We start from the raw sequence: 18,067 nt of genomic DNA, 5'->3' as shown, positions 1-18,067 counted from the left end.
GTGACGCAACCTGCACCCGCACGCCCACCCAAGCCGCTGTTCAGTAATGTCAGCCCGGCGGTGCCGTCACCTTGTATCAGTTTGTGTCGCCTGGACGAGCAAAAAGTCTGCCTCGGCTGCTTCCGCCATGTGGAAGACATCCGTGAATGGCGCTCCGCCGATGATCAGCGGCGCCGAGTGATCGTGGCCCAGGCCGAGCAACGCAAGGCGGCGTCTTGAGCCCGTCTTGTTTATTTGCGCTGCTGTGATAGTGTCCGGGTACGCCTCAACTCATCGAGGCCCGTGAGAACCCCGCCTTTTCCTGGCGGGGTTTTGCTTTTTTGTGCAGAAAAAAGGAGTCTGCCTGAATCATGACCGCACCTTCCATCATCCTCACCCGTCTTGATGTGCAGCGTCTTGAGCAATTGATCGACCGTATGGACGAGACGCAGCCGGGCGTTATTGCGCTGCAAGCCGAACTCGACCGCGCCGAAGAAGTGGTTGGCCACGATGAAGTGCCTGCAACGGTCGTGACCATGAACTCCAGCGTGCATTGCCGTGAGCAAGGCAGCGGCAAGGACTACCACCTGACCCTGGTCTACCCGAAAGATGCGAACGCAGATGCAGGCAAGATTTCGGTCCTGGCCCCGGTGGGCAGTGCCTTGCTTGGCTTGCAGGTAGGGCAGCACATCGATTGGCCGGCACCGGGTGGCAAGACCCTCAAGCTTGAACTGCTCAGCGTTGAAGGCCAGCCGAAAGATGGCGGTGCCTTCCCTCTCTAAATCTGGCTCAGCGCTTCATTCAGCGCGAGCTCCAGCTCGGCCTTGTAGCGCAGATACAAATTGCTTGGGCTTTGCACATCACCGAGCAGCCCCGACAGGTCGAGGTCGGTGATGTAGCAGCGGTAGCGCTCGGCTTCCCGGCGTTGACCGACGATCTCCTGGGCGACCACGGCAAAGAGCTGGTCGCCGAATTCCAGTTCTGAAAATTCCCGCTGATTGCAGTACAGGGTAATGCCTACCTGGCCCTGCGCCGCCTTGCCGATAATCGCCTGCACGTCATAAAACGGTTTGTTGGCGGGATTTTGCGGGGCCGGCCGCGGCTCGACGCCGCGCGCGCGCGTGCCTCCCGACGGCAACAGTTGGTAGTACAAGGTTTGCACCTCGCCCAACGGTTGTTGCGTATCCAATGGCGACAGCGCTTCCCGGCGATAGATGATCGACTGCAAAAAGCGCTGCAGCGGTGCCAACAGGCTCTGCTCATCATGAAACGGCAAGCTCTGCTGCCAGAGCGCGTTGAACTCATCCAGCACATACAGCTCGGCGAAGCCTTCGTTGACCCGGTAGAACACCTGCACGCAATCGGCCATGCCCATGGGCAGCAACAGCGCCAGGTCGTGGTCTTCCAGGGCCATGGCATCCAGATGCAGCGGGCTGTAGCTGGCCAGCTCCTCGCTGAGATAGGCAACCAGTGCATCCTGGGTCGCCAGCGATACGTGGGTGGCCTGGCCCGGCATCAACTCCATCACGTGATAGTGCTGCTGCACTTGGAGCAAGTAGCGGTGGTTACCTTGACCCAGCAGCAGGTTTTGCGCGGTATCGAAGACTTCTTCCACGCGCTGGGCAATGAATTGCGCACGGTTATGGCAAAAGCAGCGCACCCGCAGGCGTGGCAAGTGATCTGACGGCAGTTGATTGAGGTAGTCGCGCAGGCAATCGAGCAGGGCGTGCGGGCCGTCGTAGCGGCTGACCATCACCTCGTTCCAACTGTTGAGCGTGACCTGGTCCAGGGTCAGTACGAGGTTGTCGCGCACACCGGCATAACTCAGGGAGTCGGTGCGCTCCGTCGTCATCAGGATATTCAGGTCGCGATGATGCTTGAGTGGGTCGACGCCGACGTTGATCAGCAACAACACTTCCTCGGGCACCGCTGAGCGCAGCAGGCGCGCTTCATCAACGCTGGCCAGGGGGAGGGCGATCGTCTGTTGCAGGCTGCCCAGCAGGTTGAACAGCTCGAATTCGGTCATGTCGCTGGTGCCGGGGTGCAGCGCCAGGCGGGTGCTGCTGTCGATGACGCCGTTACGGTGGCACCAGGTGAGCATTTCCAGCAGGTCGCGGCTGCGCTTGATCGGCGCGAAGTGCTCCCACTCCAGGGCTGTGAGGTTACCGTTGTACAGGCCCCAGTGGTGCTGGCCGGGCTCCTTGCGGTTGGGCGATTGCACCAGGGTCAGGGTGTCTTCGGCCAGGTCCGGGGCGATGCCGGGGTTGATGAATTCGACTTTGCCGGCCTTGCGTTCAAAGGCAGCATACAGGCGCCGACCGAGCACATTGAGGTCACGCTTGTTGATCAGGCTGACGGTCTGTTCGGTACGGGCGAATTGGGTCAGGAAGCGATAGCTGTAGTTCAGTTCGCTGACCAGGGCCCGGCGCTCGGAGGCCACCTGGCGTACTTTCCACTGGCTGCGGCTGTCCAGCAGCGCCAGTTGGCGCTGGTCCCAGCCCCACTCATGGGCCAGGCGTTCCAGCAACAGCCGTTGCCAGCTGGCATTGCGCTGGCCGGCGCTGAGTTTGCGGTTGACCTTCAGGTACAAGGCGCGGCGCACCAGTTCCAGGCGCTCGGGCTCGTTGCGTGCCCTGAGGTACTCCTCGATACGGCGGTACACCACGATGTACGGGTCCAGCTCATCCAGGTCCATCTGGTTGGCGAACACCGCGCGCTTGAAGCGCAGGCTCAGGCAATGCACGTTCGGGTGCTCGCTGGCGTAGACCTCGGTCAATAGCAGCTTGAGTACCGACTTGTAGGGCGACTCGATGCCCTTGAACAGTTGCCACAGCCCGGCACCAATGAATTCACCGGGAGGGATACGCGCCAGGTGGCCGAGGTCGAGGGTTTCATCGGCGCGGATAAAACGCTTTGAGATCAGTGTGTGGGTGAATTCCGCATAGCGGGTTTCTTCATACACCGGCACCAGCCACCAGATCGGCGTGCGCCCGGCCAGCCAGATGGCTGTGCGGTAGAACTCGTCCAACAACAGGTAGTGCTGGGTCGTGCCGCAGTCGTCGGAACTCAGCTGCGTATCGCGCTCGCCGAGTACGAAGCGCGTCGGCTCGATAAGGAAGAAGTGTGCCTCGGCGCCCATCGTGAGGGCCCAGGCTTCCAGCAGTTGGCATTTTTTGCGCAGCTCCGCGAGCTCGTTTTCACCCAGGTCGGGGGCGTGGCACACCCACACATCCATGTCACTCTGATCGGCCTGGGCCAGGGTGCCGAGGCTGCCCATCAGGAACAGGCCGTGGATCGGTTTGGGTTGATTGACCGGACGCGGCTTGTAAGAGAACGAGCGGGTCAAGCGCTGGGCTTCGGTCAGGGCCTGGGCGTCGGGCTCGAAGTTCGACAGCCCGGCTGGCGTGCTGCCCGATACGTAACCTGGCAACAGCGGATGATTGACGTGAAAAAACAGCGGCAGAAGGGTCAGCACGCTTTGCTGGCGCGGCGTCAGCCCTTCGACGGCACGCGCCATGCGCCCTTCATTGAGGGCCATGAAGCGCGCGCGCAATTGGGCCAGCACCTTGCGGTCGATGCCTTCGTCCAGGTCAGGGCGGATTTCATGGGTGCGGGTCATGTCGAACTCGGTGGCTCGCAGGGCCCGACATGGGCGGCCGTGTAGGAGTTTACATTCAGTAGTGCAGGAGGTTTAGAGGGAAATGGTTTTTGACGTCAGAATTTTCTCGTTCCCACAGCAACGCCCTCGGAATCCGCACGGGGCGGACTCCATGGGCGGTATCAAGTATCAGGCGGCTTCTTTGGTCGCGGCGGTCGTCAGAATAGTCAGCAGGCTTTGTGCGTGCTCGGCAGCGTCCCGGCCAAGGCTGGTCAGATAACCGCCATCTGGCTGGTCGATCAAGTCTTTGTCATACAGGCGCCGGGCAGCAGCGATGGCAGTGGGAGCGGCGGTCTGGTGGACTTTCAGACCTTCCTGGGAGCTACCCAGGTTGAAGAGTGCAAGGATTTCCAGTTCGGCAACCAACTCAGGGGTATACGACATAAGGACTCCAGACTTTCTAAAATTTATTAGAGGCTAGCAGGCCATAAGGTGAACGCACTTTGCCGAACTGTCCAGCGTGTTGCGGTGTGCCGGGATTATTCCTTTTCGGGAGGCAGCTCAGGCAGTGCCCGCAGCGCTGTTTCATACCATTCGGTATTGAATGCGCGGTCATCATCCAGCATCGCATCGATCTCGAAAGCCAACACATGAGCCATGAGGTTCAGGATCTCCTCACGCTCATAACCCACCAGAGTCAGTTTGTTGAAAGTGGCCTTGGCGGCAGGTGGGTTGTCGCTTTCGATCTGGTTTTCGATCGCTTCGATCAAGGTGTTTTCGGTGAACTCTTCTTCGTCGCTGTCGATATCGGTCGGCTCGCTCATGGCAGGCTCCTCAAGGAAAGGGCGCAAGTCTACCCCCATTCAGGCAGGTGATGCTGCTGGCCAGGCGGGCTATAACGCTTGCAGCGGCTTCATGTACAGCGTGAACCTCGCCTGTGCGGTGGGGGAGAAGCTGTTTCTGGAGAGGCTGCCTGCCATGCCCAATGCGCAGAAGGTGGCGGCGGACAGGGAAGCAGCGATGCCGGCGTTCATGGCGATGATTGCGGCCAAAAAGTGATCAAGTGTGTGAGGGGGCTTGCCCCCCTCACACATTTTTTAGCGACTGGCGAGCAGGGCCTGGCCGCGCAAGACGGCTGCCTTCACCTGCGCCGGCGCGGTACCGCCCACGTGGTTACGGGCATTCACCGAGCCTTCCAGGGTCAACACGGCAAACACGTCCTGTTCGATCTGGTCACTGAACTGGCGCAGTTCTTCCAGGCTCATTTCCGCCAGGTCCTTGCCGGTGTCCACGCCGTACTTCACCGCATGGCCAACGATCTCGTGGCAGTCGCGGAACGGCAGGCCACGGCGTACCAGGTAGTCCGCCAGGTCAGTCGCCGTGGAGAAACCGCGCAGGGCCGCTTCACGCATGATCGCGTGCTTGGGCTTGATCGCCGGGATCATGTCGGCAAACGCGCGCAGCGAGTCGCGCAGGGTGTCGGCGGCGTCGAACAGCGGTTCCTTGTCTTCCTGGTTGTCCTTGTTGTAGGCCAAAGGCTGGCCTTTCATCAGGGTCAGCAGGCCCATCAGTGCGCCGAATACACGGCCGCTTTTGCCACGCACCAGCTCGGGCACGTCGGGGTTTTTCTTTTGCGGCATGATCGAGCTGCCGGTGCAGAAGCGGTCCGGCAGGTCGATGAACTGGAATTGCGCACTGGTCCACAGCACCAGCTCTTCGGAGAAACGCGACAGGTGCATCATCGCAATGCTGGCGGCGGCGCAGAATTCGATGGCGAAATCGCGGTCCGACACGCCGTCCAGAGAGTTGCCGCCGACGGCGTCGAAGCCCAGCAGTTGTGCGGTGTACTCACGGTCGATCGGGTACGTGGTGCCGGCCAGGGCGGCGCTGCCGAGCGGCATGCGATTGGCGCGCTTGCGGCAATCCACCAGGCGCTCGTAGTCGCGGCTGAGCATTTCGAACCAGGCCAGCAGGTGGTGACCGAAGGTCACCGGTTGTGCGGTTTGCAGGTGGGTGAAGCCGGGCATGATGGTGTCCGCCTCACGCTCAGCCTGCTCCAGCAAACCTTTCTGCAAGCGGGTGATTTCGGCCAGGATCAGGTCGATTTCGTCGCGCAGCCAAAGGCGGATGTCGGTGGCCACCTGGTCGTTACGGCTACGACCGGTGTGCAGTTTCTTGCCGGTCACACCGATACGGTCGGTGAGGCGGGCCTCGATGTTCATGTGCACGTCTTCCAGGTCGACACGCCAGTCGAACGTACCGGCTTCGATCTCACCGCGGATGGTGGTCAGGCCATCGATGATGCTGTCGCGCTCGGCGTCGGTCAGCACGCCGACCTTGGCCAGCATCGTCGCATGGGCGATGGAGCCCATGATGTCGTGGCGGTACAGGCGCTGGTCAAAGGTGACGGAGGCGGTGAAGCGGGCGACGAAGGCGTCGACGGGTTCACTGAAGCGGCCGCCCCAGGACTGGTTGGTCTTGTCGGTGCTCATGGATTCGCTCGTGGTCTGCTTATTAAGAGGCATGAAAGTGTGGCGGCGATAATAACAGGGTTGCCCTTGGAGGCGGTGCTGCGGGTCGTCGGCATTTTTATTTGTGCAAAGGATGGCTAAGTGCCTTGCCGCCGACAGCGTCCAGGACGAGACTGGAGGCAGCTGCTTATTGATACGATATTTGACGATTGAGCAATATCGTCTCGGCGAGCGTCTACAGTTGGACTGATAGTGTGTGAATGCACCAAAGTCGGGTAATGCGGTCAGAGCCTGACTATCCATTTAAAAGGGGGGTATTCGGATTGTGCATCAGCAAACCCTACGACGATGCCCGAAGGCAGCAGGTCTTGGGCGCTATTGAACAGGTCCGGGTAAATATGGGTGCCGCTGTCAGGGCACTTTTTGCCGCTCGCGCTAGTCTTAGCGTGGATCGCTGTGACGCAAGTCACCGCACCTGTCTACGCTATCCTTGTGCGAGACTCACGCAGGAATCCAGCGCTATATGAATGTCCTGATCGTTGATGACGAACCCCAAGCCCGCGAGCGACTGAGCCGTTTGGTCAGTGATCTCGAGGGTTATACAGTCCTTGAACCGAGTGCCACCAGCGGAGAGGAGGCGTTGACGTTGATCGACAGCCTCAAGCCGGACGTGGTGTTGCTCGATATCCGCATGCCGGGCCTTGATGGCCTGCAAGTTGCCGCCCGACTGAGTGAGCGCGAATCGCCACCCGCCGTGGTGTTATTTGCGGCGCAGGAAGAGTTTGCCGCGCAGACACTGGAGGCCAGTGGTGTCAGCTTCGTGGTCAAGCCGGTGACTGCCGAAGCCTTGCTCAGGGCCCTGAAGAAAGCTGAACGCCCCAACCGCACCCAGCTTGCTGCCCTGACCCAGCCGGCCGCCCAAAGTGGTAACGGGCCGCGCAGCCATATCAGTGCCCGCACACGCAAAGGCATCGAGCTGATCCCTTTGAACCAGGTGGTCTACTTCATTGCCGATCACAAGTACGTGACCTTGCGACATGAGGCCGGTGAAGTGTTGCTAGATGAGCCGCTCAAGGCCCTTGAGGATGAATTCGGTGACCGCTTCGTGCGTATTCACCGTAACGCGCTAGTGGCCCGCGAGCGAATCGAGCGCCTGCAGCGCACGCCCCTCGGGCACTTTCAGTTGTTCCTCAAAGGGCTTAACGGGGATGCGTTGATCGTCAGCCGACGCCATGTCGCCGGCGTGCGCAAGATGATGCAGCAGCTTTAGCCCGGGGGTTTTGGCGAGACTGTATTCTTTATCCCGGTGCGACGTGGCCAGGGAGGCCCCGCACTTGCTGATTCAAATCAAAGCGTATTTGCCTGAGCTGTTATTATCTGCCGTATCTATTCAGTACGGATTGATCCATGTCCTCTCGCGAAATCCGCATCGCCACCCGTAAAAGCGCCCTGGCCTTGTGGCAGGCCGAATACGTCAAAGCACGCCTTGAGCAGGCCCATCCCGGCCTCAAGGTGACCCTGGTGCCCATGGTCAGTCGCGGCGACAAGCTGCTGGACTCGCCGCTGTCGAAGATCGGCGGCAAGGGCCTGTTCGTCAAGGAACTGGAAACAGCGCTGCTGGAAAACGAAGCCGACATCGCTGTGCATTCAATGAAAGATGTGCCCATGGACTTCCCCGAAGGCCTGGGCCTGTTTTGCATCTGTGAACGTGAAGACCCGCGTGATGCCTTCGTTTCCAACACCTTCGCGTCCTTGGATGACTTGCCTCTGGGCAGCATTGTCGGCACCTCCAGCCTGCGTCGCCAGGCACAATTGTTGACCCGTCGTCCGGACCTGCAGATTCGCTTCCTGCGTGGCAACGTCAACACCCGCCTGGCCAAGCTCGATGCCGGTGAGTATGACGCGATCATCCTCGCTGCCGCCGGCCTGATCCGTTTGGGCTTCGAAGACCGCATCACCTCGGCCATCAGCGTCGAAGACAGTCTGCCTGCTGGTGGGCAAGGCGCCGTGGGCATTGAATGCCGCACCGCCGACAGTGAAATCCACGCTCTGCTCAAACCCCTGGATCACCACGATACTGAAGTGCGCGTCACGGCCGAACGCGCCCTGAACAAGCACCTCAACGGTGGCTGTCAGGTGCCGATCGCCTGTTACGCCGTGCTCGAAGGTGAAAACCTGTGGCTGCGTGGCCTGGTTGGGGATCCGGAAGGGGGCACTCTGCTGACTGCCGAAGTCCGTGGTCCGCAACGTGATGCCGTCGCCCTGGGTGTCCAGGTGGCTGAAGAGCTGTTGGACAAGGGGGCTGGCGCCATTCTGCAAAAGGTCTACGGCGAGGCCGGCCCGCAGTGACCGACTGGCGAGTGCTGCTGACACGGCCTGCCGAGGAATCGACGGCCCTGGCGGCGGCGTTGTCCGAAGCCGGTATCTTCAGCAGCAGCCTGCCTTTGCTGGACATCGAGCCGTTACCCGTTACCCCCGAACAACGGGCCATCTTCGACGATCTTGGCCGCTATTGTGCGGTGATCGTGGTGAGTAAACCGGCCGCGCGGCTTGCCGTGCAACAGTTGGATCAAGCCTGGCCGCAACTGTCGTGGTTCAGCGTCGGTGCGGCCACCGCGCAGGTCCTGGCTGATCACGGCCTCTGCGTTCACTATCCCCAAACCGGCGACGACAGCGAGGCCTTGCTTCAATTGCCTGCGTTGCGCGAGGCTATCGCACGGCCCGGTGCGCGGGTGTTGATCCTGCGCGGCGAGGGGGGGCGGGAGCTGCTGGCTGAGCGTTTGCGCGAGCAAGGTGCTAGTGTCGACTACCTGGAGTTATATCGCCGTTTCCTGCCGACTTACGACACGGGTGTACTGACCCGGCGCATCCAGTTGGAACGCTTGAACGGCCTGGTGGTCAGCAGTGGGCAGGGTTTTTTGCACCTGCAAGCCTTGGCCGGACCCGATTGGCCACAGGTGGCACAGCTGCCGTTGTTCGTGCCCAGCCCGCGAGTCGCCGAGATGGCGCGGGCCGCTGGCGCAGAAAAAGTTGTGGATTGTCGCGGCGCGAGCGCCGCGGCTTTGTTAGTGGCGTTACGGAGTCATGCCGTTCCCACTCTCTGATACGCAAAGGACGGATACGTGAGCGAAACAGCCTTGCCTAAAGATGAAACCCAACCCGCACTTGATGCGCCGGTTGAGTCACCGGTCACCGCGCCGCGCCGCGGCAATGGCCTGGCAGTTGTCGCCCTGCTGCTTGGCGCTGCGGGTGTTGCCGCCGGCGGTTGGGGGATCTGGCAGGTCCGTGCCCTGCAAGCCAGCAGCCAGCAACAGCAGGGCCAAGTGCAGACCCTGGACGACCAATCCCAGACCCTCAAGCAAAGCCAGCAGCAACTGGCTGCGCGCCTGGCGCAGCTGCCGGGTGCGGATGAGCTCGAGGAGCGCCGTCGCCTGGTGGCCCAGTTGCAGGGTGACCAGCAGCGCTTGAGCCAGCGCCTGGAAACCGTGCTGGGTGCCAGCCGCAAGGATTGGCGCTTAGCTGAGGCCGAACACTTGATTCGCCTGGCGAGTTTGCGCTTGTCTGCCTTGCAGGACATCAACAGCGCCCAGGCGCTGGTCCAGGGTGCCGACGAGATTCTTCGCGAGCAAAGCGATCCAGGCTCCTACGCTGCCCGCGAACAGTTGGCCAAGAGCCTTGCCGCGTTGCGCAGTACTGAGCAGCCGGATCGCACCGGGTTGTATCTGCAATTGGCGGCCTTGCGTGATCAGGTCGTGCAACTGGCGGCCATTGCCCCCGAGTATCAACTGACCGAGCCCGCATCCCAGGGGCGCCCGAGCACCGATACCGACAACCGATGGAGCCAGTGGTGGGAGCAGATCTCCCGCTACTTCCGCATCGACTTCAACCCTGATGACAACATCCGGCCGCTGCTTGCCGGCCAGGGCTTGAACCAAGTGCGCCTGGCCCTGAGCCTGGCCCTGGAACAAGCGCAATGGGCGGCGCTCAATGGAGAGTCGGCGGTGTACAGCCGTTCGCTGGGTGAAGCACGCAGCGTGTTGCAGGACAACTTCAACCAGGACAACCCGCAGAGCAAGGCGATGCTGGCGCGTATCGCCGAGCTTGAGCCCAAAGCTGTCTCGGTAGTGACACCCGACTTGGCGGCGAGCCTGGCCGCAGTGCAGGCGTACCTCGAGCGTCGTCATCTGTCTGCTGACGAAGCCAAGGCAGCGTCCACGCCGGCGGCCACGTCGACGAAGCAGGAGTAGAGCCGATGAAGCGTTTCTATGTGATCCTGGTGCTGGCGATTGCAATCGCCCTGGCACTGGCTGTGGGCATTTCGAAACACACCGGCTACGTGCTGATTACCTACCCTCATGTGCTGCACTATGAGTCGAGCCTGTGGGCTACCCTGGTGGCGGTGTTTGTCTTCGGCCTGGCCATCTACTTGATCCGCGTATTGCTGAGCCTGGTCACCACCTCGGGTGGCGTGGTTAACCCGTGGTCGCGACGTAACCGCAGTCGCCGCGTGCAGATTGCCATCGAACAGGGCCAGATGGACCTCGCCGAAGGCCGTTGGGCCAGTGCGGAACGTCACCTGCACCGTGCCGCCGAAGCCGAGCGCCAGCCATTGCTGTACTACCTCGGCGCGGCCCGGGCGGCGAATGAGCAGGGCCGTTATGAAGAGTCGGACGGTTTGCTTGAGCGCGCCCTGGAGCGTCAGCCCCAAGCCGAGCTGGCGGTTGCCTTGAGCCATGCGCAGTTGCAGTTGGACCGTGGCGACACTGACGGCGCGCTCACCACTTTGCAGGCCATGCACGAGCGTCATCCCCACAACGGCCAAGTGCTGCGCCAATTGCAGCGCCTGCACCAGCAGCGTGGCGATTGGTCGTCGGTGATCCGCCTGTTGCCGGAGCTGCGCAAGGACAAGGTGTTGCCTGCCGGCGAATTGGCCGAACTGGAGCGTCGTGCCTGGGGGGAGAACCTGAGCCTGGCGGCCCAGCGCGAAGAGCAGGGCGAAGCCGGCTTGCAATCTCTTGAGCGGGCTTGGCAACAACTCACTTCCGCCCAGCGCCAGGAGCCGCAACTGGTCTTGGCCTATGCCGAACAACTGCGTCAATTGGGCGCCGATACCAAGGCGGAGGAGGCGTTGCGCGGTGCTATCAAACGCGGCTACGACAGCCACCTGATTCGTCTCTACGGTCTGCTGCGCGGCAGTGACCCGGCCCGGCAATTGAAATTTGCCGAAGGCTGGCTCAAGGACCATCCGAGCGATGCCAGCCTGCTGTTGACGTTGGGTCGTCTGTGTCTGCAAAACAGCCTGTGGGGCAAGGCGCGGGATTACCTGGAAAGCAGCCTGCAGGTACAGCGTAATCCCGAGGCCTGTGCCGAATTGGCGCGGCTGTTGGCCCAGTTGGGCGACACTGAGCGCAGCAACCAACTGTTCCAGGAAGGCCTGGGCTTATTGGATAACCGCTTGCTGGCGTCTCCGCTGCCAGTTCCTGCCCGAGTTTGATGTAGGAAAGAAGTCGAGGGCTGGCTCAGATCCGTCTGACAGCCAGCCCTTCAATGCTGCGCATATGCCGGCCCTGAGAGGCTTTGAAGCATACTCCTACGCTCATGCGCTTCAAGTCTTCCATCCTCTGACGGGATGTCCCTACGTTCTCACGGAATCGTCTGCTCTGGCGCGTATTGAAAGGGGTCAGGCCTTTCCTCTAACGTAACGACCTACCTCTCGCGATGCGGATAAAGCATGTCTTTGGCCCCTTCACGCTCCTTGTTTTTCCTTGCGTTCATGGCGGGTGCGCTGACGTTGGGTGCGTCCTTCTATCTTGAGTTCGGTGCCTCGTTACGCCCTTGTTTCCTGTGTCAGATGCAACGGGCCTTTCTGGCTGCCTTCACGCTGATCAATCTGGTCGCCGCCATCCACAACCCCAGGCGCTCCACTTTTTACCTGTATGGGTTTATGAGCATGGCATGTGCGCTGTTGGGTGCAATCACCGCCGTACGGCAGGTGCTGCTGCAAAATGCCGCACCAGATCAAGCCGCCGATTGTTGGCCCAGTCTCAGTCACATGATCGAAAACCTGTCGCTGTGGCAGGCGTTGCAATTGACGGTCAAAGGCACTGTCGATTGCATGGAAATAAGCTGGACGCTGTTTGACCTGAGCCTTCCCGAGTGGAGCCTGCTGTTCTTCCTGGGCATGTTGATCCTCGGTGCCATGCAGTTTTCCCGACTGTTTTTGAGTCGTCCGTTGCGCTCAGCAAGGCGCTGAGCGGAGGCCGCAGTTTGTAGGAAGGGATTAAACACTTGTATGAACTTTCTCTCCTGCGTACCTTGAAGCCATAGTCATGGGGGCATAATCTGGCCCGCACGCGTTATCGAAACCGTTTGTCAGACGCGGCCTTGTCCCGCTGCTGTTTTATCCTTGAAGTGTTGCGTGGGCATCAGGCGGCAGCGCCCCTATAGGGAAGAGAGATCATCATGCTGGAAAGTTGTCAGAATGCTCAGGAACGCTGGGGTGGGGTGCACAAGCTGATCGACAGCTGGTTGAAGGCACGTCACGAACTGGTTCGGGCCTTTGATGCTCTTGGCGCCAAGCCCGAGGCGCTGGCTGAGAATCGCAAGCCGTTGCAGGAGTTCTGTGAAGTGTTGGTGGACTATGTGTCTGCTGGCCATTTCGGTGTCTACGAGCAGCTGACCAAAGAGGCGGAAGCCTTCGATGATAAGCGTGGTCTTGACTTGGCCGACACTATTTATCCGCGCATCGATGTCATTACCGAGAAACTGCTGGCGTTCACCGACCTGTGTGATGCCGGCCAGTGCGTTGCTGAGAAATTCAAGGAGTTGGGTGGCCTGCTCCATGAGCGTTTCGAACTGGAAGATTGCCTGATCGAAGTGCTCCACAACGCTCATAAGGAAGAAGCTGCCACTCAGGCTTGATCATTGCTGGCGAGATAAAAAACGGTGCGCATGGCGCGCCGTTTTTTATTGGGTCAGTGACGGGTGTCGAGCAATTCGATCTCGAATATCAGAGGCGTATAGGGCGGGATCAACTCACCGGCACCGTCGGCACCATAGGCCTGGGTCGATGGGATCACCAGGCGCCATTTGGCCCCGACCGGCATCTGCTGCAACGCGCTGCGCCAACCGCTGATCACACTGTCCAGCCGAAACCACTGGGGTTGTGTGCTCTGATCGAAGACCGTGCCATCGGGCAATCGCCCAACGTAGTTCACTTGAACCTGATCATTCGCGCCAGGCTTGTTACCACGGCCGGGTGTCAGTTCCGTGAGCAGGATTCCATCGGCCAACTCGCGTACCCCTTTCGCAGCTTTTTCCTTGGTTAAAAACTGCTGCTCGGCGGCGAGCGCCTTTTCACTTTTTGGGGCTTGGACGTCGGCTTCGGCCTGTGCCTCATGCTGGGCAAGAATCTGTTCGATGCGCGCGTTATCCAACACCAGCGGCTTGCCTTGATAGGCTTGCTTGAGGCCGTCGATCAAGGCCTGGATCTGCAGGCCCGGGACTTCCTGGCGCAGACGCTCACCGAGGCTGGCGCCCAGGCTGTAGGCGAGGTCGTGCTGGTCTTGGGGCGTGATTTTTGACGGTGATTGCTCGCTCGCATTGGCCGCAGAAATCGCCAGGCCCAGCACAAGAAAAAGGTAACGCGACATGGGCATTCTCCTGCCGAAAGTGCGACGGATTATGCCAGTGCCGGTGCGTAAAAAGTGCCGCTTGTTTTCGTTATATCGATAAGAATTTTCGCACGTTGCAACGCAACGCAAACGATACTGTCAACATGCCCTAGCGGCGGTAAGAGCAGAGGGCTAGTATGAGCCGCACCCACGTCAGCTAGGAGGTAAACCATGTCGGCCAAACAGAAGCCTGTAAATACCCCGTTGCATTTACTCCAACAACTTTCGGGCAGCTTGCTCGAACATCTGGAAAGCGCATGTTCCCAAGCGTTGGCCGATGCAGAAAAACTGCTCGCCAAGCTGGAAAAACAACGCGGTAAAGCGCAAGAAAAGCTGCATAAATCCCGCACCAAACTGCAAGACGCTGCTACTGCCGGCAAGGCCAAGGCACAAGCCAAAGCCAAAGACGCGGTAAAAGAACTCGAAGACCTGCTGGATGCTCTCAAGGATCGTCAAGCTGAAACCCGCACCTACATTTCCCAACTCAAAAAAGATGCTCAAGAAAGCCTGAAATTGGCCCAGGGCGTTGGTCGTGTGAAGGAAGCCGTAGCGAAAGTGCTGGGTGCTCGTGCACCGGCTAAAGCGGCCGCCAAGCCAGTTGCCAAAACTGCTGCTGCAAAACCAGCCGCCAAGCCAACTGCCAAAACCGCTGCTGCAAAACCAGCCGCCAAGCCAGTTGCCAAAACCGCTGCTGCAAAACCAGCCGCGAAGCCAGTTGCTAAAACCGCTGCTGCAAAACCAGCCGCGAAGCCAGCTGCCAAAACTGCTGCTGCAAAACCAGCCGCGAAGCCAGCTGCCAAAACTGCTGCTGCAAAACCAGCCGCGAAGCCAGTTGCTAAAACTGCTGCTGCAAAACCAGCCGCGAAGCCAGTTGCTAAAACTGCTGCTGCAAAACCAGCCGCGAAGCCAGTTGCTAAAACTGCTGCTGCAAAACCAGCCGCGAAGCCAGCTGCCAAAACCGCTGCTGCAAAACCAGCCGCGAAGCCAGCTGCCAAACCTGCTGCTGCAAAACCGGCCGCGAAGCCAGTTGCCAAAACCGCCGCTGCAAAACCAGCCGCGAAGCCAGCTGCCAAAACTGCTGTTGCAAAACCAGCCGCCAAGCCGGCTGCCAAACCTGCTGCTGCCAAGCCAGCCGCCAAGCCAGTTGCAAAGCCTGCTGCTGCAAAACCAGCACCGGCCAAGCCCGCTGCACCTGCTGCAACCCCCGCAGCGTCCACTGCTCCAACCGCATCGGCCAGCAGCACTCCTGCACCGGTAGCGCCAGGCACCACCCCAACCAGCGCTTCCTAAGTGCCGGTGATCATGACGCGCAGCTGCTGCAGTGCGTCATGGTCAAGGTTGGCGGCATCCTCAGCCGCCAGTCCTTCCAACCACCTCTGTTGAGTCGTCTCCCCTTTCGGCCACGCCTGCGCCAACGCTTCCAGGCGCGTCAGCAATTGCCGTTCGGCATCCAGTTCCAGGGCTTTGACCCGCTCGCGTAACGCCCCCAGGGGCTCATCCTGCTGCGCTATGGCGCGCCATTGCACACGCAACTGCCGCAACGGTTCGATCACCTGTGCCTGCCACGGACGGGCCAACTGTTGAAGCGTTCGCATACGTTCAGGCTCAAATGCCGCACCCCGCTGTTCCAGCCATGCGCCGCAAAGCAACAGGCACACGTCCGCCCCTTGCTCCTGCAAGCGCAGGCAGACGGTTTCGACGCCCGGGCGGGCGTAAGTCGAGAGGGCAAAGCTCCACAGGTCAGCGCACATATTCACACCCAAGCCAGCGGCCAACGAAGCTGGTAGACTCCGCCGCCATTATGATCCGACTTCAAAGCCTAACATTACAGCGTGGCCCGCAACGTCTTCTCGAAGACGCCGAGCTGACCCTGCACGCCGGTCACAAAGCCGGCCTGATCGGTGCCAACGGCGCCGGCAAATCCACGTTGTTCGCCCTGCTGCTGGGTGAGCTGACCCCGGATTCCGGGGACTGCTTGCTGCCGGCCGACTGGCGCATCGCCCATATGCGCCAGGAGATCGACACTCTGGACCGCATCGCGATCGACTACGTCCTCGATGGCGACCTGCGTCTGCGCCAGGTGCAACACGACCTGGTCGAAGCCGAGAAAGCCCAGGACGGCGCCGCCCAGGCCCGCCTGCATGCGGAACTCGACAGTGCCGACGGCTACACCGCCGACGCCCGCGCCCGCAAGATGCTCGCCGGCCTTGGCTTCACCAACGAACAGATGGACCGTCCGGTCGCCGACTTCTCCGGTGGCTGGCGCATGCGCCTTAATTTGGCCCAGGCGCTGATGTGCCCCTCGGACCTGTTGCTGCTCGACGAACCGACCAACCACTTGGACCTCGATGCGATCCTGTGGCTGGAAGACTTCCTCAAGAGCTATCAGGGTACCTTGCTGCTGATTTCCCACGACCGGGATTTCCTTGACGCCGTGGTCGACAACATCGCCCACGTCGAACAGAAGAAGATCACCCTCTACCGTGGCGGCTACACCGCGTTCGAACGTGCGCGTGCCGAGCGCCTGGCCCAACAGCAGCAGGCGTTCGAGAAGCAGCAGGCGCAGCGTGCGCACATGGAAAGCTACATCGCCCGGTTCAAGGCCCAGGCCACCAAGGCCCGCCAGGCCCAGAGCCGGATCAAGGCCCTGGAGCGCATGGAAGAACTGTCGGCGGCCCACGTCGATTCGCCGTTCGACTTTGTGTTCCGCGAGTCGGTGAAGATCTCCAGCCCGTTGCTGGATCTTTCGGATGCCCGCCTGGGTTATGGCGAGAAAACCATCCTGGAGAAGGTCAAGCTGCAGCTCACCCCGGGCGCACGCATCGGTTTGCTCGGCCCTAACGGCGCGGGCAAGTCAACGCTGATCAAGAACCTCTCGGGCGAGCTGCAACCCCTGGCCGGTCGCCTGACCCGTGGCGAGAACCTGGTGGTGGGCTATTTCGCCCAGCATCAGTTGGACTCCCTCGATTCCAAGGCCAGCCCGTTGCTGCACCTGCAACGCCTGGCGCCGACCGAGCGCGAGCAAACCCTGCGCGACTTCCTCGGTGGCTTTGACTTCCGTGGCGCGCGCATCGATGAACCGGTGCTGAACTTCTCCGGTGGCGAAAAAGCCCGCCTGGCCCTGGCGCTCATTGCCTGGGACCGCCCGAACCTGCTGCTGCTCGACGAACCGACCAACCACCTCGACCTGGAAATGCGCCTGGCGCTGACCATGGCCTTGCAGGAGTTCAGCGGTGCGGTACTGGTGGTGTCTCACGATCGCCACTTGCTCAAGAGCACCACCGACAACTTCCTGCTGGTAGCGGATGGCAAAGTCGAAGAGTTCGACGGTGACCTGGACGACTACGCGCGCTGGCTCACGGATTACCGCCTGCGCAATGCGCCGGTCAGCAACACCCCGGTCAACCCGGACAAGACCGACAAGAAAGCCCAGCGCCAGGCCGCTGCCGCACTGCGCCAGCAGTTGGCGCCACACAAGCGCGAAGCCGACAAGCTGGAGGCCGAGTTGGGCAAGGTGCACGAACGCCTGGCCAGGATCGAAGCCAGCCTGGGTGACAGCGCCGTGTACGAGGCGGCACGCAAGGATGAGCTGCGCGACCTGCTGGCTGAACAGGCCAAGCTCAAGGTCCGCGAAGGGCAATTGGAGGAAACCTGGATGGAAGCCCTCGAACTGCTGGAAACCCTGCAAGCGGAGCTGGAGGCGCTGTCCTGATGGAAGCCTTGCAACTGCCGTTGCCTGCGCAATGGATCGAGCCTGTATGGATCGGCGTGCAAATCCTGCTGATCCTGCTGGCCGGCTACCTCGCCCAGCGGTTTGTCGCCAAGGGCCTGACGCGCCTGGGTGAGCGCTACCCGTTCCCGCCGCAATTGCTGATGCCGCTGCGTGGTGGATTGCGCTGGCTGATCATGGGCAGTGCGTTGATCTTTGTGCTGGGCCGGCTGGGTGTGTCCGCCACGGTATTGTGGACCGCACTGTCGGGGTTTGTCGCGGTGGCGGCAGTGGCGTTCTTCGCCATGTGGTCGGTGTTGTCCAACCTGCTGTGCGCCATTTTGATCTTTACCGTCGGGCCGTTCCGTCTGGGAGATATTGTCGAGCTGGTAGATACCGTCGATAAGCCAGGTGTGAAGGGCAGGGTAGTGGCGATCAACTTGCTCTACACCACGCTGATCGAAGTGGAAGCTGCAGGCACCGACAGCGCCATCGTACAGGTGCCCAACAGCCTGTTCTTCCAGCGCTCGGTGCGGCGTTGGCCAGGTACCCATGTGTTCTCGGGCGACCGCTAGCGTTTACATCCTGTAAAAATCAATAGCCAGCCGTTGGTCGGCAGAGTTAGCTTAAGGCATAA

Annotated in this window: 19 protein-coding genes and 1 pseudogene; 14 read left to right on the top strand and 6 right to left on the bottom strand. The window is 60.8% G+C overall.

Annotated features, from left to right (window positions below):
- Both ACHPFG_RS30650 and rnk read left to right on the top strand, forming a co-directional pair.
- A complete protein-coding gene (locus ACHPFG_RS30650; RefSeq protein WP_431701268.1) occupies positions 1-219 on the top strand; it encodes a DUF1289 domain-containing protein in 219 nt (72 codons plus the stop codon).
- 131 nt (positions 220-350) lie between these two features.
- Positions 351-761 (top strand): nucleoside diphosphate kinase regulator, encoded by a 411-nt coding sequence (gene rnk, locus ACHPFG_RS30645; RefSeq protein WP_131697619.1) that lies wholly within the window; start codon positions 351-353, stop codon positions 759-761.
- Here the strand turns inward: rnk and ACHPFG_RS30640 are convergent.
- The 3 genes from ACHPFG_RS30640 to ACHPFG_RS30630 form a co-directional block, all read right to left on the bottom strand.
- On the bottom strand, positions 758-3,598 hold the full coding sequence (locus tag ACHPFG_RS30640) for a class I adenylate cyclase (RefSeq protein ID WP_145337428.1): 2,841 nt from the start codon (positions 3,596-3,598) through the stop codon (positions 758-760). The two genes, rnk and ACHPFG_RS30640, sit on opposite strands and share 4 nt — an antisense overlap.
- Before the next feature lie 168 nt (positions 3,599-3,766).
- Positions 3,767-4,021: a TIGR02647 family protein gene (locus ACHPFG_RS30635; protein ID WP_145337429.1), complete on the bottom strand. Its 255-nt coding sequence runs from the start codon at positions 4,019-4,021 to the stop codon at positions 3,767-3,769.
- A gap of 95 nt (positions 4,022-4,116) precedes the next feature.
- Complete coding sequence (locus ACHPFG_RS30630) at positions 4,117-4,401, bottom strand: hypothetical protein (protein ID WP_065926681.1); 285 nt, start codon at positions 4,399-4,401, stop codon at positions 4,117-4,119.
- 91 nt (positions 4,402-4,492) lie between these two features.
- Between ACHPFG_RS30630 and ACHPFG_RS30625 the strand changes: the two genes are divergently transcribed.
- Positions 4,493-4,636, top strand: a complete 144-nt coding sequence (locus tag ACHPFG_RS30625; RefSeq protein ID WP_431701267.1) for a hypothetical protein — start codon at positions 4,493-4,495, stop codon at positions 4,634-4,636.
- A 38-nt stretch (positions 4,637-4,674) separates the two neighbouring features.
- On the opposite strand, the gene argH is transcribed toward ACHPFG_RS30625, so the two are convergent.
- Positions 4,675-6,069, bottom strand: a complete 1,395-nt coding sequence (gene argH / locus ACHPFG_RS30620) for an argininosuccinate lyase (RefSeq protein ID WP_131697616.1) — start codon at positions 6,067-6,069, stop codon at positions 4,675-4,677.
- Positions 6,070-6,458: 389 nt separating this feature from the next.
- On the opposite strand from argH, the pseudogene ACHPFG_RS30615 reads away from it, so the two are divergent.
- From ACHPFG_RS30615 to rsd, 8 genes and pseudogenes are all read left to right on the top strand, one after another.
- Positions 6,459-6,575, top strand: a pseudogene (locus ACHPFG_RS30615) (sensor histidine kinase); the annotation flags it as partial.
- Positions 6,572-7,318, top strand: a complete 747-nt coding sequence (locus tag ACHPFG_RS30610; RefSeq protein WP_131697615.1) for a LytR/AlgR family response regulator transcription factor — start codon at positions 6,572-6,574, stop codon at positions 7,316-7,318. The pseudogene ACHPFG_RS30615 and the gene ACHPFG_RS30610, both read left to right, overlap by 4 nt.
- A 137-nt stretch (positions 7,319-7,455) precedes the next feature.
- A complete protein-coding gene (hemC, locus tag ACHPFG_RS30605) occupies positions 7,456-8,397 on the top strand; it encodes a hydroxymethylbilane synthase (protein WP_131697614.1) in 942 nt (313 codons plus the stop codon).
- Positions 8,394-9,152, top strand: a complete 759-nt coding sequence (locus ACHPFG_RS30600; RefSeq protein WP_431701266.1) for a uroporphyrinogen-III synthase — start codon at positions 8,394-8,396, stop codon at positions 9,150-9,152. The genes hemC and ACHPFG_RS30600 overlap by 4 nt, the downstream gene beginning before the upstream one ends.
- An 18-nt stretch (positions 9,153-9,170) precedes the next feature.
- Positions 9,171-10,295: a uroporphyrinogen-III C-methyltransferase gene (locus tag ACHPFG_RS30595; protein ID WP_431701265.1), complete on the top strand. Its 1,125-nt coding sequence runs from the start codon at positions 9,171-9,173 to the stop codon at positions 10,293-10,295.
- A gap of 5 nt (positions 10,296-10,300) precedes the next feature.
- The gene (locus ACHPFG_RS30590) at positions 10,301-11,542 is read left to right on the top strand and encodes a heme biosynthesis protein HemY (protein WP_431701264.1); all 1,242 of its coding nucleotides are present in this window, start codon (positions 10,301-10,303) and stop codon (positions 11,540-11,542) included.
- A gap of 237 nt (positions 11,543-11,779) precedes the next feature.
- Entirely contained in the window at positions 11,780-12,301 is a 522-nt protein-coding gene (locus tag ACHPFG_RS30585; protein ID WP_431701263.1) for a disulfide bond formation protein B, read from the top strand.
- A gap of 209 nt (positions 12,302-12,510) precedes the next feature.
- Positions 12,511-12,969, top strand: a complete 459-nt coding sequence (rsd, locus tag ACHPFG_RS30580; protein WP_431701262.1) for a sigma D regulator — start codon at positions 12,511-12,513, stop codon at positions 12,967-12,969.
- 53 nt (positions 12,970-13,022) lie between these two features.
- On the opposite strand, the gene ACHPFG_RS30575 is transcribed toward rsd, so the two are convergent.
- The gene (locus ACHPFG_RS30575; RefSeq protein ID WP_431701261.1) at positions 13,023-13,700 is read right to left on the bottom strand and encodes an FKBP-type peptidyl-prolyl cis-trans isomerase; all 678 of its coding nucleotides are present in this window, start codon (positions 13,698-13,700) and stop codon (positions 13,023-13,025) included.
- A gap of 192 nt (positions 13,701-13,892) precedes the next feature.
- On the opposite strand from ACHPFG_RS30575, the gene ACHPFG_RS30570 reads away from it, so the two are divergent.
- On the top strand, positions 13,893-15,011 hold the full coding sequence (locus ACHPFG_RS30570) for an AlgP family protein (RefSeq protein WP_431701260.1): 1,119 nt from the start codon (positions 13,893-13,895) through the stop codon (positions 15,009-15,011).
- On the opposite strand, the gene ACHPFG_RS30565 is transcribed toward ACHPFG_RS30570, so the two are convergent.
- Entirely contained in the window at positions 15,008-15,472 is a 465-nt protein-coding gene (locus tag ACHPFG_RS30565) for a TIGR02444 family protein (protein ID WP_431701259.1), read from the bottom strand. The genes ACHPFG_RS30570 and ACHPFG_RS30565 overlap by 4 nt on opposite strands.
- 50 nt (positions 15,473-15,522) lie before the next feature.
- Here ACHPFG_RS30565 and ACHPFG_RS30560 point away from each other — a divergent pair, with 50 nt between their 5' ends.
- Both ACHPFG_RS30560 and ACHPFG_RS30555 read left to right on the top strand, forming a co-directional pair.
- The gene (locus ACHPFG_RS30560) at positions 15,523-17,433 is read left to right on the top strand and encodes an ATP-binding cassette domain-containing protein (protein ID WP_431701258.1); all 1,911 of its coding nucleotides are present in this window, start codon (positions 15,523-15,525) and stop codon (positions 17,431-17,433) included.
- Positions 17,433-18,005, top strand: coding sequence for a mechanosensitive ion channel family protein (locus ACHPFG_RS30555; protein WP_145337436.1), 573 nt, complete (start codon positions 17,433-17,435; stop codon positions 18,003-18,005). The genes ACHPFG_RS30560 and ACHPFG_RS30555 overlap by 1 nt, the downstream gene beginning before the upstream one ends.
- The last annotated feature ends 62 nt before the right edge of the window (positions 18,006-18,067 follow it).

This window comes from Pseudomonas sp. BR20, from assembly GCF_050780135.1.
GTDB lineage: Bacteria > Pseudomonadota > Gammaproteobacteria > Pseudomonadales > Pseudomonadaceae > Aquipseudomonas.
The sequence above is the reverse complement of the archived record's forward strand: the minus strand, read 5'-3'. Positions and strand labels throughout refer to the sequence as shown.

Excerpts from the sequence above, each read along its gene's own strand:
- ACHPFG_RS30565 (WP_431701259.1), bottom strand. The coding sequence starts at position 15,472 with ATGTGCGCTGACCTGTGGAGCTTTGCCCTCTCGACTTACGCCCGCCCG.
- ACHPFG_RS30640 (WP_145337428.1), bottom strand. The coding sequence starts at position 3,598 with ATGACCCGCACCCATGAAATCCGCCCTGACCTGGACGAAGGCATCGAC.
- ACHPFG_RS30570 (WP_431701260.1), top strand. The coding sequence starts at position 13,893 with ATGTCGGCCAAACAGAAGCCTGTAAATACCCCGTTGCATTTACTCCAA.
- ACHPFG_RS30610 (WP_131697615.1), top strand. The coding sequence starts at position 6,572 with ATGAATGTCCTGATCGTTGATGACGAACCCCAAGCCCGCGAGCGACTG.
- ACHPFG_RS30630 (WP_065926681.1), bottom strand. The coding sequence starts at position 4,401 with ATGAGCGAGCCGACCGATATCGACAGCGACGAAGAAGAGTTCACCGAA.
- ACHPFG_RS30590 (WP_431701264.1), top strand. The coding sequence starts at position 10,301 with ATGAAGCGTTTCTATGTGATCCTGGTGCTGGCGATTGCAATCGCCCTG.
- ACHPFG_RS30625 (WP_431701267.1), top strand. The coding sequence starts at position 4,493 with ATGTACAGCGTGAACCTCGCCTGTGCGGTGGGGGAGAAGCTGTTTCTG.
- hemC (WP_131697614.1), top strand. The coding sequence starts at position 7,456 with ATGTCCTCTCGCGAAATCCGCATCGCCACCCGTAAAAGCGCCCTGGCC.
- argH (WP_131697616.1), bottom strand. The coding sequence starts at position 6,069 with ATGAGCACCGACAAGACCAACCAGTCCTGGGGCGGCCGCTTCAGTGAA.
- ACHPFG_RS30560 (WP_431701258.1), top strand. The coding sequence starts at position 15,523 with ATGATCCGACTTCAAAGCCTAACATTACAGCGTGGCCCGCAACGTCTT.
- rnk (WP_131697619.1), top strand. The coding sequence starts at position 351 with ATGACCGCACCTTCCATCATCCTCACCCGTCTTGATGTGCAGCGTCTT.
- ACHPFG_RS30575 (WP_431701261.1), bottom strand. The coding sequence starts at position 13,700 with ATGTCGCGTTACCTTTTTCTTGTGCTGGGCCTGGCGATTTCTGCGGCC.
- ACHPFG_RS30555 (WP_145337436.1), top strand. The coding sequence starts at position 17,433 with ATGGAAGCCTTGCAACTGCCGTTGCCTGCGCAATGGATCGAGCCTGTA.
- rsd (WP_431701262.1), top strand. The coding sequence starts at position 12,511 with ATGCTGGAAAGTTGTCAGAATGCTCAGGAACGCTGGGGTGGGGTGCAC.
- ACHPFG_RS30635 (WP_145337429.1), bottom strand. The coding sequence starts at position 4,021 with ATGTCGTATACCCCTGAGTTGGTTGCCGAACTGGAAATCCTTGCACTC.
- ACHPFG_RS30585 (WP_431701263.1), top strand. The coding sequence starts at position 11,780 with ATGTCTTTGGCCCCTTCACGCTCCTTGTTTTTCCTTGCGTTCATGGCG.